Origin of the sequence: Streptomyces sp. NPDC005820 (assembly GCF_040630255.1) — a bacterium.
Taxonomy (GTDB): domain Bacteria; phylum Actinomycetota; class Actinomycetes; order Streptomycetales; family Streptomycetaceae; genus Streptomyces.
Genome location: NZ_JBEXXE010000006.1, coordinates 182733 through 197435 on the forward strand (window position 1 = coordinate 182733; position 14703 = coordinate 197435).

The 14703-nt window shown below is 74.1% G+C and carries 15 protein-coding genes; 7 read left to right on the forward strand and 8 right to left on the reverse strand.

The window, feature by feature from the left end; all coding sequences use genetic code 11:
* Positions 1–23 precede the first annotated feature (23 nt).
* Entirely contained in the window at positions 24–854 is an 831-nt protein-coding gene (locus tag ABZ464_RS09585; protein ID WP_359273360.1) for a DeoR/GlpR family DNA-binding transcription regulator, read from the forward strand.
* 52 nt (positions 855–906) lie between these two features.
* Positions 907–1383: an SRPBCC family protein gene (locus ABZ464_RS09590; protein ID WP_359273362.1), complete on the forward strand. Its 477-nt coding sequence runs from the start codon at positions 907–909 to the stop codon at positions 1381–1383.
* A 20-nt stretch (positions 1384–1403) separates the two neighbouring features.
* Here the strand turns inward: ABZ464_RS09590 and ABZ464_RS09595 are convergent, their stop codons facing one another.
* Positions 1404–2543, reverse strand: a complete 1140-nt coding sequence (locus tag ABZ464_RS09595) for a PLP-dependent cysteine synthase family protein (protein WP_359273365.1) — start codon at positions 2541–2543, stop codon at positions 1404–1406.
* 368 nt (positions 2544–2911) lie between these two features.
* On the opposite strand from ABZ464_RS09595, the gene ABZ464_RS09600 reads away from it, so the two are divergent.
* The gene (locus ABZ464_RS09600) at positions 2912–3235 is read left to right on the forward strand and encodes a hypothetical protein (RefSeq protein WP_133913046.1); all 324 of its coding nucleotides are present in this window, start codon (positions 2912–2914) and stop codon (positions 3233–3235) included.
* A gap of 194 nt (positions 3236–3429) precedes the next feature.
* On the forward strand, positions 3430–3966 hold the full coding sequence (locus ABZ464_RS09605) for an ATP-binding protein (protein WP_359273369.1): 537 nt from the start codon (positions 3430–3432) through the stop codon (positions 3964–3966).
* Between the two features lie 29 nt (positions 3967–3995).
* Here the strand turns inward: ABZ464_RS09605 and ABZ464_RS09610 are convergent, their stop codons facing one another.
* Genes ABZ464_RS09610 through ABZ464_RS09620 form a run of 3 tightly spaced genes read right to left on the reverse strand, consistent with a single transcriptional unit; the run spans position 3996 to position 7581 of the window.
* Entirely contained in the window at positions 3996–6557 is a 2562-nt protein-coding gene (locus ABZ464_RS09610; protein WP_359273372.1) for an FtsX-like permease family protein, read from the reverse strand.
* Positions 6554–7303: an ABC transporter ATP-binding protein gene (locus tag ABZ464_RS09615; RefSeq protein WP_359273374.1), complete on the reverse strand. Its 750-nt coding sequence runs from the start codon at positions 7301–7303 to the stop codon at positions 6554–6556. The genes ABZ464_RS09610 and ABZ464_RS09615 overlap by 4 nt, the downstream gene beginning before the upstream one ends.
* Positions 7300–7581, reverse strand: coding sequence for an SHOCT domain-containing protein (locus ABZ464_RS09620; protein ID WP_359273377.1), 282 nt, complete (start codon positions 7579–7581; stop codon positions 7300–7302). The genes ABZ464_RS09615 and ABZ464_RS09620 overlap by 4 nt, the downstream gene beginning before the upstream one ends.
* 271 nt (positions 7582–7852) lie before the next feature.
* On the opposite strand from ABZ464_RS09620, the gene ABZ464_RS09625 reads away from it, so the two are divergent.
* The gene (locus ABZ464_RS09625; RefSeq protein ID WP_359273672.1) at positions 7853–8038 is read left to right on the forward strand and encodes a DUF1272 domain-containing protein; all 186 of its coding nucleotides are present in this window, start codon (positions 7853–7855) and stop codon (positions 8036–8038) included.
* A gap of 37 nt (positions 8039–8075) precedes the next feature.
* Here ABZ464_RS09625 and ABZ464_RS09630 read toward each other — a convergent pair whose 3' ends face one another.
* Together ABZ464_RS09630 and ABZ464_RS09635 are read right to left on the reverse strand one after the other, a co-directional pair.
* The gene (locus ABZ464_RS09630; RefSeq protein ID WP_359273379.1) at positions 8076–8966 is read right to left on the reverse strand and encodes an NAD(P)-dependent oxidoreductase; all 891 of its coding nucleotides are present in this window, start codon (positions 8964–8966) and stop codon (positions 8076–8078) included.
* 9 nt (positions 8967–8975) lie between these two features.
* The gene (locus ABZ464_RS09635; protein ID WP_359273382.1) at positions 8976–9491 is read right to left on the reverse strand and encodes an SRPBCC domain-containing protein; all 516 of its coding nucleotides are present in this window, start codon (positions 9489–9491) and stop codon (positions 8976–8978) included.
* Positions 9492–9630: 139 nt separating this feature from the next.
* Here ABZ464_RS09635 and ABZ464_RS09640 point away from each other — a divergent pair, with 139 nt between their 5' ends.
* Entirely contained in the window at positions 9631–10590 is a 960-nt protein-coding gene (locus ABZ464_RS09640) for a LysR family transcriptional regulator (protein WP_359273385.1), read from the forward strand.
* A 16-nt stretch (positions 10591–10606) separates the two neighbouring features.
* On the opposite strand, the gene ABZ464_RS09645 is transcribed toward ABZ464_RS09640, so the two are convergent.
* Positions 10607–12088 carry a ketol-acid reductoisomerase gene (locus ABZ464_RS09645; protein WP_359273388.1) on the reverse strand — a complete coding sequence of 494 codons (1482 nt, stop codon included), beginning with the start codon at positions 12086–12088 and terminating at the stop codon, positions 10607–10609.
* Positions 12089–12183: 95 nt separating this feature from the next.
* Here ABZ464_RS09645 and ilvY point away from each other — a divergent pair, with 95 nt between their 5' ends.
* A complete protein-coding gene (gene ilvY / locus ABZ464_RS09650; RefSeq protein WP_359273675.1) occupies positions 12184–13038 on the forward strand; it encodes an HTH-type transcriptional activator IlvY in 855 nt (284 codons plus the stop codon).
* 302 nt (positions 13039–13340) lie between these two features.
* Here the strand turns inward: ilvY and ABZ464_RS09655 are convergent, their stop codons facing one another.
* Positions 13341–14585 carry an ROK family protein gene (locus ABZ464_RS09655; protein WP_359273391.1) on the reverse strand — a complete coding sequence of 415 codons (1245 nt, stop codon included), beginning with the start codon at positions 14583–14585 and terminating at the stop codon, positions 13341–13343.
* Positions 14586–14703 lie beyond the last annotated feature (118 nt).

Genomic DNA, 14703 nt, shown 5'->3' on the forward strand with positions numbered 1-14703 from the left:
TCGAGGAAAGGACCGGAGCGTACGTGAGCGAGAATCAGAACCTCCTCGCGGAGCAGCGCCGCGCCCTGATCCTGGACGAGGTACGCCGACGGGGCGGCGTCCGTGTCAACGAGCTGACCCGCAAGCTCGGCGTGTCGGACATGACGGTCCGCCGCGACCTGGACGCGCTGGCCCGCCAGGGCGTGCTGGAGAAGGTGCACGGCGGCGCGGTGCCGGTGGTGGAGGCGAGCACGCACGAGCCGGGCTTCGAGGCGAAGTCGGGGCTGGAGCTGACCGCCAAGGAGGACATCGCGCGGGCCGCCGCGGAGCTGGTCGCTCCGGGCAGCGCGATCGCGCTGTCGGGCGGTACGACGACCTACGCGCTGGCGCACCAGCTGCTGGAGGTGCCGGACCTGACCGTGGTGACGAACTCGGTGCGGGTGGCCGATGTCTTCCACGTGGCGCAGCGCACCTCGGGTCCCCGGCAGGGCGCGGCGACGGTGGTGCTGACCGGTGGGGTGCGCACCCCGTCCGACTCGCTGGTGGGGCCGGTCGCCGACCAGGCCATCGCGGCGCTCCACTTCGATCTGCTGTTCCTCGGTGTGCACGGGATATCCACCGAGGCCGGGCTGTCCACGCCGAACCTGGCGGAGGCCGAGACCAACCGGCGTCTCGTGCAGTCGGCGCGCCGGGTCGTGGTGGTCGCCGACCACACCAAGTGGGGTGTGGTGGGCCTGAGTTCGTTCGCGGCCCTGGAGCAGGTCGACACGCTGGTCACGGACGCCGGGCTGCCGGGCGCGGCCCGCGCGGAGATCTCCGAGCATCTGCGGCAGGTGGTGGTGGCCGGCGAGAGCGGTACGGGGGAAGACATCTGACGGGGTGACGGCTAGGGTGACGGGGCCGTCGACCGAGGGGGTCCGTGTCGTCATGGTCCGTCGTCTGCACGCCGAAAGCCTCGACTTCGTCGGGGCCGCTCCTGTACGGCTGGTCTTCACACGAGTGCTCTCCGCCCCGCCGGAGCGGGTCTTCCACGCGCTGGCCTCGGACGTCTCCGGCTGGGCCGAGTGGTTCCCGGCCGTCACCTCGATCGAGCCGATCGACGAAGGAGCGGGGCGGGATGTCCGGCTGTCGGGCGGCGGGCGGTTCCGGGAGACGGTCCTCGCCGCGAAGGAGCCCGAGCTGTACGCCTACCGGGTGGACGTCACCAACGCGCCGGGGGTGCGGGCGCTGGTCGAGGAGTGGCGGCTCGCGCCCGACGGTGCGGGGACCCGGGTGCGGTGGACGTTCGCGGCGGACGGGCCCGTCCTGGTCAGGGGCGCGCTGCGGCTGGCGGGCCCGGGACTCGGGTGGTCGTTCCGGGGCGCGATGACCCGGCTCGAACAGCGGCTCGCGACACTCCCCTGAAGGGCCTTGTGCAACACCCTTCAGACCTGCTCGGCCGGCTCCGGCCACACCCCCGTGGCCAGCAGCGACTCGATGGCCGCCGTGTAGGGCGCGATGTCCAGGCCCTGTTCGGCGAGCCAGGCGTCGGAGTAGTACTTGTCGAGGTAGCGGTCGCCGGGGTCGCACAGCAGGGTGACCACGCTGCCGCGCCGGCCGTCGGCGACCATCTCGGCGGCGATCTTGAGCGCGCTCCACAGTCCGGTGCCCGTCGAGCCGCCCGCCTTGCGGCCGATCGCCTGCTCCAGGGCCCGTACGGCGGCGATGCTGGCCGCGTCCGGGACCTTCATCATGCGGTCGATGGCGCCCGGCACGAAGCTCGGCTCCATCCGGGGCCGGCCGATGCCCTCGATCCGTGAGCCGCAGTCGCAGGTGACGTCCGGATCGCCGGTGGTCCAGCCCTCGAAGAAACAGGAGTTCTCGGGGTCGGCGACACAGATGCGGGTGTCGCGCTGGGTGTAGTGGACGTACCGGGCGATGGTCGCGGAGGTGCCGCCGGTGCCGGCCGTGGCGACGATCCAGGCGGGCTCCGGGAAGCGCTCCGACTCCAGCTGGCGGAAGACGGATTCGGCGATGTTGTTGTTCCCGCGCCAGTCCGTGGCCCGCTCGGCGTAGGTGAACTGGTCCATGTAGTGGCCGCCGGTGTCCGCCGCGAGGCGGGCCGACTCCTCGTACATCGTGCGCGGGTCGTCGACGAAGTGGCAGCCGCCGCCGTGGAACTCGATGAGGCGGATCTTCTCGGCGCTCGTCGTGCGCGGCATGACGGCGATGAAGGGCACGCCGATCAGCTTGGCGAAGTACGCCTCGGACACGGCGGTGGAGCCGCTGGACGCCTCGATCACCGGGCGGTCAGGCCGGATCCAGCCGTTGCACAGGCCGTAGAGGAACAGCGAGCGCGCGAGGCGGTGTTTGAGGCTGCCGGTGGGGTGGGTCGACTCGTCCTTGAGGTACAGGTCGATGCCCCAGCTGTCGGGGAGCGGGAAGCGGAGCAGATGGGTGTCGGCCGAGCGGTTGGCATCGGCCTGGACCTTGCGGACGGCCTCTTTCAGCCAGTCGCGGTAGAAGACATCGCTGTGGTCGACGTCGAGGGTGGCGCCGGTCCTGGTCTGCTGGGGGGTGGTCACGGCAGGAGCTCCTTACACGCTGCGCGCCGACGGGCGCCCGAGGCGGCCGGCACACCGATCATAAGCACCTTCCGTACCGCTTCTCACCTGCATAAACACACCTTTGGGGGCCTCAAAGGCGGTCCTGGGGAGCGGGTGCGGGCGCACGGGGGGGCGCATTCACGCGAGTGCTCCTGAAGGCCGTGGTCGGCGTGTCGTGCGCACTGGTGCTCGACGCCGGGCGCGGGCAGACTGCACCGGGCGGGGCGGAGCTCCCGGTCAGGGCGTACGCCCCTGGACGCGGCGCGGGTCCCGGACGGGGGCGCACACTGGATCACGGACACGACGAGTTCGCTCACGCGAGTACGACCGCAAGGGGGCGGGGAGGCATGGCGGAGCCGGAGTTCACGGCGACGGGCGTGCGGATCGGGAAGAGACTGCGTTCGCTCACCCGGGCCGGGCAGGTCCGGATCAGCGGGGGCAGGCTGGAGCTGCTCACCAGTTACGGCAGTGAGATCGACAGCGCGCCGGTGCAGGCGGTCCGCGCCTCCAGGCCCTGGTTCGCCCCGGAGGACCGGGCGCTGGCGGACCTCAACGGCAACCGGTACCTGCTGACCCTCGGCGACCACGACCCCGCGCCGGGCGAGCCGGGGCCGCCCGCGGCGCGCCGGTTCATCGAGGCGGTACGGAAGGCGGCGGGGCACCCCCGCTGAAGCAGCCCGGGCAGTGCGAGTTGCGCCGCGGCACCCCCTGAGTCACGCTGTTCTCACGTCACTCTGGGTTTACCGGCGATAACGCTGCGAACCAGCCCGCCGGCCACCGCAGCAGGCGGCCGCCTTGCGCAGCAGCTCTGCTCGATCGATCCGAACTCCGTGTTCTTCCGGACCTCAGTCGGGGAGTCGCAGCCGTGATCAGCAACCCAAGCAGGCACTGCACGGTGGAGCTCCAAGCCCTGCCGTCGCGGATCGGCCAGGTCCGCAGAATCGTATCGGCGCAGTTGCGCTACTGGCATCTGGATCCCCTGATAGACCGGGCCGCGCTCGGTGTGACGGAGCTGTTGACCAACGTCCACCTGCATGCCCGGCCCGACAAGACGTGTGTCGTGGAGATGGAGCTGCTGCTGGACCGGCTCACCGTCTCCGTGCGCGACCGCGATCCGCGGCTTCCGGTGCCGGCGGACGTCGAGACCGGGGCCCTGGCCACCTGCGGGCGCGGGCTCGCCATGGTGGCCGCGATGAGCGAGAGCTGGGGTGCCCGGCCGGACGGGGAGTCCGGCAAGGTCGTCTGGTTCACGCTGCCCGCGTCTGCCGTCGCACCGGAACGGTCGGCGCGTCCGCCGCGCCGTACGCCCCGGGAAACGGTCGCGCCCCGGTTCCCGGAGGTCGTCGCCGTGGACGCGCACCGCGGCGCCCCTGCTCCCGCCCGGTCCGCCGTCGTCGGCTGACCGGGCGGTGACCTGCCCTTCGGGGCGCGTCACTCGGCGGCGACGGCCCGCAGCACGTCCAGCCGGGCCGCGCGCCGGGCCGGGCGCAGTCCCGCGAGGGCTCCGGCGGCGAGGCCCACGAGGGCGACGACGGCGAGCCGGACGGGCGGCAGCGCGAAGGCGAACGCGCTGTCGCTCGCCCCGTCGGACGCCCGCACCAGCACCCAGCCGAGGAAGGCGCCGAGCGCCAGACCGCCCGCCGTGCCGAAGGCGGCGACCAGGACCGACTCCCAGCGGACCATGGCCCGCAGCTGGGACCGGGTCTGCCCGACGGCCCGCAGCAGACCGAGTTCGCGGGTGCGTTCGTGGAGCGCCAGCGTCAGGGTGTTGGCGATGCCGAGGAGCGCGATGAGCACCGCGAGGGCGAGCAGGGCGTAGACGAGGGTGAGCATCATGTCGATGCCGCCGGCCGACGACGCCGCGTACGCCTCGCGGGTCTGGACCTCCGGGTTGCCGTAGTGCGCGGCGACCTTCTCGACGGCCGCCTTGCCCTGGGCGGTGGGCACGCCGTCCTTGAAGGAGACGGCGACCAGGGTGTCGGCGTCCTGGGTGCGGTGCGGGGCCCAGGCGGCGCGGGTGATGACGTAGTCGCCGGCGAGTTCGGACCGCCCGTAGACCGCGCGGACGGTGAAGGCCTTCTTCCGGCCGTCCGTGAAGACGAGGTGTGCCGTGTCGCCCGGGGACAGGTGCTGCCGGTCCGCCTCCTGACGGGTGATCGCGATGCCGTCGGCGCCGAGGGCCCCCAGGTCTCCTTGTACGGTGCCGAGGTCGAAGGTGCGGGCCAGGGCCGCCGGGTCGGTCACGGTCAACGCCCGTCCCTTGCCGTCGACTTCGGCGACTCCGCGGCCGAGCCCGACGGCGGTGTCGACCTCGGGCAGTGCGCCGATCGCCGGGGCCAGCCTCGGGCTGAGCCCGCTGCCGCCCGCGCCGAAGGACGGTGTGCTGACGGCGACGTCACCCGCGAAGGACCGGGAGACGGTCTGGTCCATGGTGGCCTTCAGCGAGGCCCCGAACACGGTGAACAGGGACACCACGGCCACACCGATCATCAGGGCGCTCGCGGTGGCGGCCGTCCGCCCGGGGCTGCGCAGGGCGTTGCGCCGGGCGAGGCCGCCGGTGACCCCGCGCAGCCGGTCGAGGGGGCTGCCGAGGACGCGTACCGCCGTGCCGGAGGCGACCGGGCCGAGGACGACGAAGGCGACGAGCGCGAGGACGGCCCCGACGCCGGCCGACCACACGGACGGGGAGACGAGGACGCCGGTCAGGGTCACCGCGAGGGCCAGGGCGAGGAGTCCGGCGCCGAGGACGGCGCGCGGCCGGGAGGCGCCGGAGGTGTCGACGGCGCTCTCGCGGAGCGCGGCCAGCGGGGCGGTGCGTCCGGCGCGTACGGCGGGCAGCAGGGCGGAGCCCGCACAGACCAGGACGCCGACCGCGAGGGGGATGCCCAGCGACAGGCCGCTGATCACCAGGTCGCCCTCGGGGAAGGGGAATCCGATGGCCGGGAACAGGGCCTGGAGTCCGGCCGCGATGCCGATGCCGCCGGCCAGTCCGGCCGCGGAGGCGGTCACGGCGACGGCGCCCGCCTCGGTGAGGGTGGCCGCGGTGATCTGGCGGCGGGAGGCGCCGAGGGCGCGCAACAGGGCGTTCTCACGGGTGCGTTGGGCGACGACGATGGCGAAGGTGTTGTGGATGGAGAAGGTCGCGACGAGCAGGGCGACTCCGGAGAACACCAGCAGGAACGTGGTGAAGAGCGTGAGGAACTGACTGGCGATCATGTCGGTGTTCTCACGCGCCGACTCCTGTCCGGTGATGGCCTCGACGCCCTGGGGCAGGACGGGAGTCAGCCGGTGGACCAGCTCCGTCTGGCTCACTCCGGGGTCGGCGCGGACCACGATGCCGGTGGCCTCGCCGGGCCGGGCGGTGAGGTACTTCTCGGCGTCGGCGCGGGTCAGGCCGGTGAAGGTCACCTGGGCCATGCCGTCCTCGCCGCCGAAGGTGGCGAGCCCGACGATCGTCACGCGCACCGGGTCGGGGGTGCGCAGGACCGTCGTGTCGCCGATCCTCAGTCCGCCCTTCTCGGCGGTGCCGCGGTTGACGACGACCTCACCGGACCGGGCGGGGGCGCGGCCCTCGGCGAGCCGGTACGGGTTGAGCTTCGGATCGGCGATCCAGTTGCCGGCGAGGGTGGGCGGGCCCTGACCCCCGATGGGCTTGCCGTCGCTGCCGATGAGCTGGCCCGCGCCCTGGATGTCCGGGGCGGCGGCCGCCACCCCCGGGACCTTCTCGACGGCCGCGACGAGGGAGGTGCCGACCGGCCTGCGTACGCCCTGGCTCTCCCCGGGGGTGGTGAGGGCGTCGGCGCCGCGGACGACGGCGTCGGTGCCGGCGGTGGCGCTGCCGAACATCGAGTCGAAGCTCGCGCGCAGGGTGTCGCCCATGACGAGCGTCCCGGCGAGGAAGGCCACGCCGAGGAACACCGCGAGGAAGGTGCCGGCGAACCGCCGCTTGTGGGCGCGCAGGGAGGTGAGGCTGAGGCGCAGGGACGCGTTCATGACGGCACCTCGAAGGCTTTCATGCGGTCCAGGACGCGGTCGGCGGTCGGGGACTCCATCCGGTCGACGAGCCGTCCGTCGGCGAGGAAGACGACCTCGTCGGCGTGGGCGGCGGCCACCGGGTCGTGGGTGACCATGACGACCGTACGGCCGGTGCGGCGCACGGTCCCGGCGAGGAGCCCGAGGACCTCTCCCCCGGTGCGGGAGTCAAGGTTGCCGGTGGGCTCGTCGGCGAAGACGACGTCGGGGCGGCCGGCGAACGCCCGGGCCACGGCGACCCGTTGCTGCTGTCCGCCGGAGAGCTGCGAGGGCCGGTGGTGCAGCCGGTCGCGCAGACCGACGGTGTCGACCAACGCGTCGATCCACTCGGCCTCGCCCCCCGCGCCCGCGAGGTCCAGCGGCAGCCGGATGTTCTCCTCGACGGTCAGGGTGGGGACCAGGTTGAACGACTGGAACACGAACCCGACCCGGTCGCGGCGCAGGAGGGTGAGGCGGCGGTCGTCCAGGGCGCCCAGGTCGGTGTCGCCGATCCAGGCGGTACCGGAGGTGAGCGTGTCCAGGCCGGCCGCGCAGTGCATCAGGGTGGACTTGCCGGAGCCCGACGGGCCCATGATCGCGGTGAAGCGTCCGGCCGGGAAGGCCACGCTGACCCCGTCCAGGGCCCGTACTGCGGTGTCGCCGACGCCGTACACCTTCACGGCGTCGGCGACCCGGGCGGCCGTCGTGAGGGCGGTCACGGTGGTCACCGCGCACCCCCGTTCCGGCCGAACTGCTCGTCCAGGACGGACAGCCGGCGCCAGTACTCGTCCTCGTCGATCTCGCCGGAGGCGAAGCGCCGGCCGAGGACGGCGAGGGGCGAGTCGCCGCTGGGCCGGTCGACGGGGCGCCAGGGGCCGCGCCGGCCGCGCCACACCGTGCGGCGCAGCAGGGTGACGACGCCGACGACGACGGCCGCCCAGATCAGCGGGAGGAACAGGATCCAGGGGCCGGGGCCGCCGCCGTCCCAGTTGGCCAGAGTGTTCATCTCGAGTCATCTCCTCGGTGCGGGGCCTCGGTGAGGGGCCTCGGTGCTGCGATGCCTCGAGCGTCCCGCCGGGAGGGGGTCCGGGTCGTCGTACGGCCAGCGGCAGTGCGGGTACCTCCCGGGGAGTACGCGGGGGTGCCGGACGTGCTCCCCGCGGGTGGCGGGTGGCCCGATCGTGTCGGTCCCTGTCCCGTGGGTGCGCTGTCGGTCGCCGTACGGTCCGCGAGCATGGCCGGTGACGGACGGACCCGCAGGTGAGGAGTGGTACGGCATGGCCCTGGAGATGCGTGACCGATGCGAGCGCTGCACGACGGCCGCCCTGGCGCCCGACGGGCCGGCGCTGATCTGCTCCTACGAGTGCACCTTCTGCGGGCCGTGCGGTGCGGCGCTGCGGGGGGTCTGCCCCAACTGCGGTGGCGAGTTGGTGCCCCGGCCGCGCCGAGCCGCCCGGGAGTGACGGCTCGGGCCTCCGCCCGGGAGGTGTGTCACGTGGCTCAGGCGGACGGCTTCTCGTCGAAGCTCGCGAAGTAGGCCGCAGCCATGTCCTCGGCGGCGTGTCCCTGGGCCGCCGCCCGCTCCAGGCGTTCCGCGCTCGCGGCCGCCACGTCGAGGCGGACGCCGCCCGCGCGGCCGGCCTCGACGATGAGACGGGCGTCCTTCGCCGCCGTGTCCACCGCGAACTGGGGCGGGGAGAGCCGGCCGTCGAGGATCATCCCGGCCTTGGCCCGCAGATAGCCCATGTCCAGGGGGCCGCCCTCGATGAGCCCGAAGAACGCCGCCGGGTCGACCTCCAGCGACCGGGCGAGGGCGAGCACCTCGCCGGTCGCGGCGGTCGCGGCGATGACCCAGCTGTTGGCGACCAGCTTCAGCCGGGTGGCGCTGCCCGCGCCGCCGTCCTCGCCGGTCCACACCGTGCGCGCGCCGACCGCGTCGAAGACGGGCGCGACCGCGTCCCGGTGCCCGGCCGGGCCGGCCGCGAGGACCGTCAACTGCCCGGCCTCGGCGGGCTGGCGGGTGCCCAGCACCGGCGCGTCGAAGAAGACGAGCCCGTGCTCATGGGCGAAGGCGGCCAGATCGCCGATCGCCTCGATGCCGGCGGTGGTCGACTGCACCCAGGCGGCGCCGGGGCGCAGGGCGGGAACGGCCTCGCGCATGACGTGCAGGGCGGCGGGGCCGTCGTAGAGCATGGTCAGGACGACGTCCGCGCCCCGGACGGCCTCGGCGGGGGTGCCGGTGACGGTGACGCCGTCGGCGGCCAGCGGCTCGGCCTTGGCGCGGGTGCGGTTCCAGGCGCGGACGGTGTGCCCGGCGCGGACGAGGTTGCGGGCCATGGCGGCACCCATGATGCCGGTGCCGAGGACACTCACGGTGGTCTTGTCGGTCATGCCGTCAACCTACTTCGACGCGGCGCTCACGAGGCCGTCCAGCCAGGCCTGGTGACCGTTGAGCATCGGGTTGGGGCGCTCCTGCGCCAGCGCCGCGGCGGGCCGGCCGTGCTGGGTCTCCTGGGTGAGGACACGGACCCGGCCGCCGGGCAGGTCCTCGACCAGCCAGGCGTGCAGGACGTCGAGGCGCTCCTCGGGTCCGCCGTCCTGCCTCGCGGTCCAGGACAGCCGGCCGGGGGCGCCGTCGCCGGGGGCCCGGAACTCGACGACGTGCGCGTCGAGGGGCGGGAAGCCGAAGGTGCCGAAGCGGAAGAGCAGGCCGTCCTTCAGCTGCGGGCCGCCGCCCTGCGGGAAGGAGATGTCGGCGACGTTGTCGTAGTAGCCCTCCCACTCGGAGGTGTCGGTCAGGAAGTGCCAGACCCGGGCGGCCGTGAGGCCCTGGACGATCACCTCGTTGGAGACGAAGTTGTCGCCGGTGCCGGGCAGGTACTTCTCGGGCCAGTCGATCGCGTTCTGCGTGGTCATCGGGGGTCCTCACGGGGATCGGGGGTGCCGCCGGCCGGCGACGTCCTCGACGTTAGGCCCGCCACCCATCGGGAAACCAATAAGGCCCTCTATATCCTCCATCGGGATGCCGATGTGTAAGGCGGCTACGCTGGTCGGTATGAGGAACCGGACGTCCGAGGTCCCGGGGACCGTGATCGGCGGTGCCGGGCGGCTTCCGGCGCACGCCGATCTGAACCTGCTGCGCACCTTCCTGGCTGTGTACCGCTCCGGCTCGTTCACGGCGGCGGCCCCGCGGCTGGGGCTGTCGCAGCCCACGGTGACCGCCCAGATCCGCACCCTGGAGCAGCAGAGCGGGCGAGAGCTGTTCACCCGGCTGCCCCGGGGCGTCGAGCCCACCCCCCTCGCGCACGAACTCGCGGCCCGGGTGTCGGTGCCGCTCGACGCGCTGGCCGCGCTGGAGGGCGGGGGCCCGTCGGCCGGGCGGACCGCGCCGGTCCATCTCGCCGGGCCGTCGGAGCTGCTGTGCGTACGGGTCCTGCCGGCGCTGGCGCCGCTCGTCGCGGGCGGGCTTCGGCTGAGGGTCGCGCAGGGGCTGACCGAGCCGCTGCTGGAGGAGATGCGGACCGGGCGGCACGACCTGGTGATCGCCACGCGTCGGCCGCGCGGCCGGGGGCTGGAGTCGGTGCCGCTGGCCGACGAGGAGTACGTCCTGGTGGCCTCGCCCGCCTGGGCGGACGGCGTGGGCGCGCACCCGCGGGCCGGCGAGGACCTGTGCGCCGCACTGCGGGACGTGCCCCTGGTCACCTACGCCGAGGACCTGCCGATCGCCCGCCGCTACTGGCGCACCGTCTTCGGCAAGCAGCTCACCGCGAGCGCGGCGGTCACCGTGCCCAATCTGTACGCGGTGCTGTCGGCGGTCACCGCGGGCGCCGGATACAGCGTCCTGCCGCACTCCCTGTGCCAGGAGCACCTGGACACGGGCCGTCTCGTCCGGCTCCACGACCCCGAGGAGCCGCCGCTGAACACCCTGTTCCTGGTCCAGCGGCCCGGGGCGGACGCCAACCCGGAGGTGCTGCGGGTCCGCGACCGGCTGCGGGCCGCCGCCTCCGCCTGGTGACCGCTCGCGCGCCGACTCAGGCCACGGAGATGTCCACGGAGATGTCCACGGAGGGCCGCAGGCGGGCCGCCGCGGCCAGCGCCCCGTGCGCGGGATGGGCGTCGAAGGCCTTCAACAGCGCGCCGTCCGCCGGGAGTTCGGCGGCGGGGTAGGCGATCTGCTCGTAGGCCGCCTGGAAGCGCGGCCCCCAGCGGCGGGCGCCGAGCCGGGCCGTACGGGAGCAGTTGTCGACCATGTACGCGACGTCCCGGGCGTGCATGTACGGCAGCAGGGAGTCCACGGCCTCGATGACGGACTCGTTGACGATCTCCGACCAGGGGTGGCCGCGTTCGGCGAACTCGTCGATCTGGGCGGTCATGGTCGCGACGAACACCCCGGCGGTGAACGGCTCGACGGGCAGATGGCGTCGGCCCCGGCGGGCATGGACGCTTGGGGCCACCGTCCACATCGGCGAACCGCCGATCCTGCTCATCGGGCGCTGGGCGAGCCGGCGTTCGGCCAGGACGACGCTGCGCAGCTCGGTGCCGTCGGCGACCTCGTCGTAGATCTCCGCGACGAGCTCGCGGGCCGGTGCGTAGGTCGCCGTGTACGCGCGGTCGAAGACCTCCCGCCCGTCCGGGCCGAGGTCCTCGCGCACCGCCCGCAGCCCGGCACGGGAGATCGTGCGCGCGATCGGGCCGGTGACGTTCTCGCAGGACTTCTCATAGGCGGTGATCTCGTCGTCGCCCGCGAGGCGGTAGCGCCCGTAGAGGCTCTCGACGATGCCGTGGACCGCGCCGAGCAGGACGGCCCGTTCGCCGACGACGTCCGAGCGGTACTCGCTGTCGAGGGTGGTGCGGAAGGTGTACGGCGACCCGAGCGCGACGGACCAGCCGAGCGCGAGGTCGGTCGCCCGGCCGTCGGGGTCGGCGTGGACGGCGTAACTGCTGTTGATCCCGGCGCCGTTGGTCTGCGCGCCCTGCCGGTAGAGACGGCGGACGGAGTCGCCCATGCCCTTGGGGCAGACGGCGATCACGGCGTGACCGGGCGGGAAGTCTCCGCCGTTCTCGCGGAGATGGCCGAGCAGGAAGCCGTGGGAGAGTCCGATGACGGCGCCGGGCTTCAGGGCCCGGAAGATCTCCTGGTGATGGGCGGCGAGCGCGGCGTCGGCGATGAGCAGGATCACCAGGTCGCTGTCGGCGGCCACGGCGAGCCAGTCGCCGAGGGTGCCGTCCTCCTCGGTGAAGCCGTGGGCGCGGGCGTCCTCGGCCGAACGGGAGCCCGGGCGCAGTCCGACGCAGACGTCGATGTCCGTGCCGGCGAGGGAGTCGCGCAGGTTGAGGGCCTGCGCCCGGCCCTGCGGCCCCCAGCCGAGCACGCCGATCCGGCGCACTCCGGCGAAGGCCCGCGGCAGCAGCGGGAAGAGGTGCCGGCCGCCGGGCAGGACGGTCTCGGTGCCGCCGGGCACGGCCATCGTCTCCAGGGGGAACACTCGGGAGGTGTACGTCGTCGAGGTCATGGTCGAGTTGTAGGCTCCGGGCCGATGTTGCGACAAGCGCAACTCTTGCAGCGACGCGTTGCACGGAGTGAAAGGCCGAGGTCATGCGGGACGTCATGCGGGACGACCATCGGGAGCTGCGGCTGTTCCTGCATCTGGCGCAGACGCTGAACTTCGGGCGGACGAGCCTGGACTGTCACGTCAGTCCGGCGACGCTGACCCGGACCGTGCAGCGGCTCGAGGCGGATCTGGGGCATCGGCTGCTGGACCGGGGGCCGCGGGGGGTGTCGCTGACGGCGGAGGGGCACCGGTTCCGTGCCTATGCCGTCCAGGTGCTGGAGTTGTGGCGCTCGTACCGTGAGGAGCATCCGGATCCGGCCGAACTGACCGGTCGGCTGGCGGTGTTCGCGACGGTGACCGCCTGTCAGGCGCTGTTGCCGGACCTGTTGGCGCCGCTGCGGGCCGCGCATCCGCAGGTGCGGCTCGATCTGCGGACCGGGGACGCGGCGGCGGCGCTGGCCCGGCTGGACGAGGGCGAGGTCGACGTGGCGGTGGCGGGGATCCCGGCGCGGCTGCCGGAGGCGCTCGTGAGCCGGACGGTGGCGGTCACGGAGCTGGTGTTCGTGACCGCGCGGGAGCGGCCGGACGACGGGCTGGACGGACCGTTCGTGCTGCCGCACCGGGGGCTGGTGCGCGAGGCGGCCGACCGCTGGTTCCGGGCGCGCGGCCGGACCCCCGAGGTGGCCTGTGAACCGGACGGGCACGAGGGGCTGCTGGCGCTCGTCGCCCTGGGCTGCGGCACCGGCGTGGTGCCGGGGCTGGTCCTGGAGCACAGCGCGGTGCGGGAGCGGCTGACGGTGGTGCCGGCGGCCGGCCCGCCGCCGGAGCCGTTCCCGATCGGACTGTGCGTGCGCCGTGCGGACCTGCGCCGACCGGCGGTGGCGGCACTGTGGAGCCTGACGGGGCCGTGAGGACCCGCCATGGCGCACTGTGGAACCTCACCGGGCCGTGAGGACCCGCCACGGCGCACTGCGGAACCCCACCAGGCCACGAGGACCCGCCACGGCGCACTGCGGAACCCCACCAGGCCGCAACGACCCGCCACGGCGCACTGCGGAACCCCACCAGGCCACGAGGACCCGCCATGGCAGCGCTGCGGAACCCCACCAGGCCACGAGGACCCGCCATGGCAGCGCTGCGGAACCCCACCGGGCCGTGAGGACCCGCCGTGGCAGCGCTGCGGAGCCCCACCGGGCCTGAGCGGCTCCGCCGTTCAGGCCGCGCTCAGTGCGCCGAGGGGGTCGTCGAGCACCGGCTGCCAGGCCAGCTCGGCCGCTCCGACCAGGGTGTTGTGGTCGAGGGTGCAGGCGAGGATGGGGACGCCGCCGCTGCGGCCCCACAGACTGCGGTCGGCGACGACGGCGCGCAGTCGGCCGGGGTCGGCGTCGAGGAGGGTGCGGTGCAGTCCGCCGAGGATGATCCGGTCGGGGTTGAGGATGTTCACCAGGCCCGCGAGTCCGAGGCCGAGCCGGTCGATGAGGGCCTCGGCGGCCGTGCGGACGACCGGATCGCCGTACTCCTCGCGGATCAGCTCGTTGGCCTGGTGGAGCAGGGAGCCCTCGGGGCCGGGCTCGCGGCCCGCGGTCGTCAGCAGGGCCAGGGGGTCGGCCTCGACGTCGAGGCAGCCCCGGCCGCCGCAGTGGCAGGGGCGGCCCTCGGGGTTGACCGTGAGGTGCCCGACTTCGAGGGCGAGTCCCGAACTGCCGGTGTGCAGACGGCCGTCGAGGACGAGCGCGCCGCCGACGCCGCGGTGTCCGGTGGCCACGCACAGCAGGTCGCGGGCGCCGCGGCCGGCGCCGTGCCGGTGTTCGGCGAGGGCGGCGAGGTTGACGTCGTTGCCGACGAAGGCGGGGCCGGTGATCCCGGCGGCACGCACGCGTTCGGCGAAGACCTCCCGCACCGGCGCCCCCACCGGCCAGGCCAGGTGCAGGGGGTTCAGCGCCAGGCCCTCCGGTTCGGTGACCGCCGACGGCACGGCGAGCCCGGCGCCCACGCACCGGCGTCCGGTCCGGCGCAGCAGCTCGGCACCGGCGTCCATGGCGGCCCCGAGCACCTTCGCCGGATCGGCGTCCACGGCCTCGCAGCTGGGGGTGGTGGCGACGATCCGGCCGCCGAGGCCGACCAGCGCGGCCCGGAACCCGTCGGCGTGCACCTGGGCGGCCAGGGCGACCGGGCCCTCCTCGGCGAGTTCGAGCCGATGCGAGGGCCGGCCCTGGGAACCGGCGGCGGCGCCGGGCCGTGCGTCCACCCGGATCAGCCCCAGCGCCTCCAGTTCGGCGGCGACCGCGCCGGCCGTGGCGCGGGTGACGCCGAGTTCGGCGGTGAGCACCGACCGGGTGGGCGCCCGCCCGGTGTGCACGAGCTCCAACGCGGGCCCGAGCGCGCCGCGCCCCCGGTCCAACCGCGCCCTCGAGGTGGTTCCTTCCCCCGTCGGCCGGGGGTCCGCCTTGCCGCTCATGAGGGGGAGTCTCCCATGATCCGTTCGTCAGCCGCCGCCGGGGAAGCGGCCCGGTGCGGGGGTGGGACGGCGGGGTGCGTCCGCGGAACGGCGTGGTGCGTCCGCGGGACGTCCGGGC

Coding starts and splice junctions, on each gene's coding strand:
- ABZ464_RS09610 (WP_359273372.1), bottom strand. CDS start 6,557: ATGAACGCGTCCCTGCGCCTCAGCCTCACCTCCCTGCGCGCCCACAAG.
- ABZ464_RS09600 (WP_133913046.1), top strand. CDS start 2,912: ATGGCGGAGCCGGAGTTCACGGCGACGGGCGTGCGGATCGGGAAGAGA.
- ilvY (WP_359273675.1), top strand. CDS start 12,184: ATGCGGGACGACCATCGGGAGCTGCGGCTGTTCCTGCATCTGGCGCAG.
- ABZ464_RS09630 (WP_359273379.1), bottom strand. CDS start 8,966: ATGACCGACAAGACCACCGTGAGTGTCCTCGGCACCGGCATCATGGGT.
- ABZ464_RS09635 (WP_359273382.1), bottom strand. CDS start 9,491: ATGACCACGCAGAACGCGATCGACTGGCCCGAGAAGTACCTGCCCGGC.
- ABZ464_RS09625 (WP_359273672.1), top strand. CDS start 7,853: ATGGCCCTGGAGATGCGTGACCGATGCGAGCGCTGCACGACGGCCGCC.
- ABZ464_RS09655 (WP_359273391.1), bottom strand. CDS start 14,585: ATGAGCGGCAAGGCGGACCCCCGGCCGACGGGGGAAGGAACCACCTCG.
- ABZ464_RS09640 (WP_359273385.1), top strand. CDS start 9,631: ATGAGGAACCGGACGTCCGAGGTCCCGGGGACCGTGATCGGCGGTGCC.
- ABZ464_RS09590 (WP_359273362.1), top strand. CDS start 907: ATGGTCCGTCGTCTGCACGCCGAAAGCCTCGACTTCGTCGGGGCCGCT.
- ABZ464_RS09620 (WP_359273377.1), bottom strand. CDS start 7,581: ATGAACACTCTGGCCAACTGGGACGGCGGCGGCCCCGGCCCCTGGATC.
- ABZ464_RS09645 (WP_359273388.1), bottom strand. CDS start 12,088: ATGACCTCGACGACGTACACCTCCCGAGTGTTCCCCCTGGAGACGATG.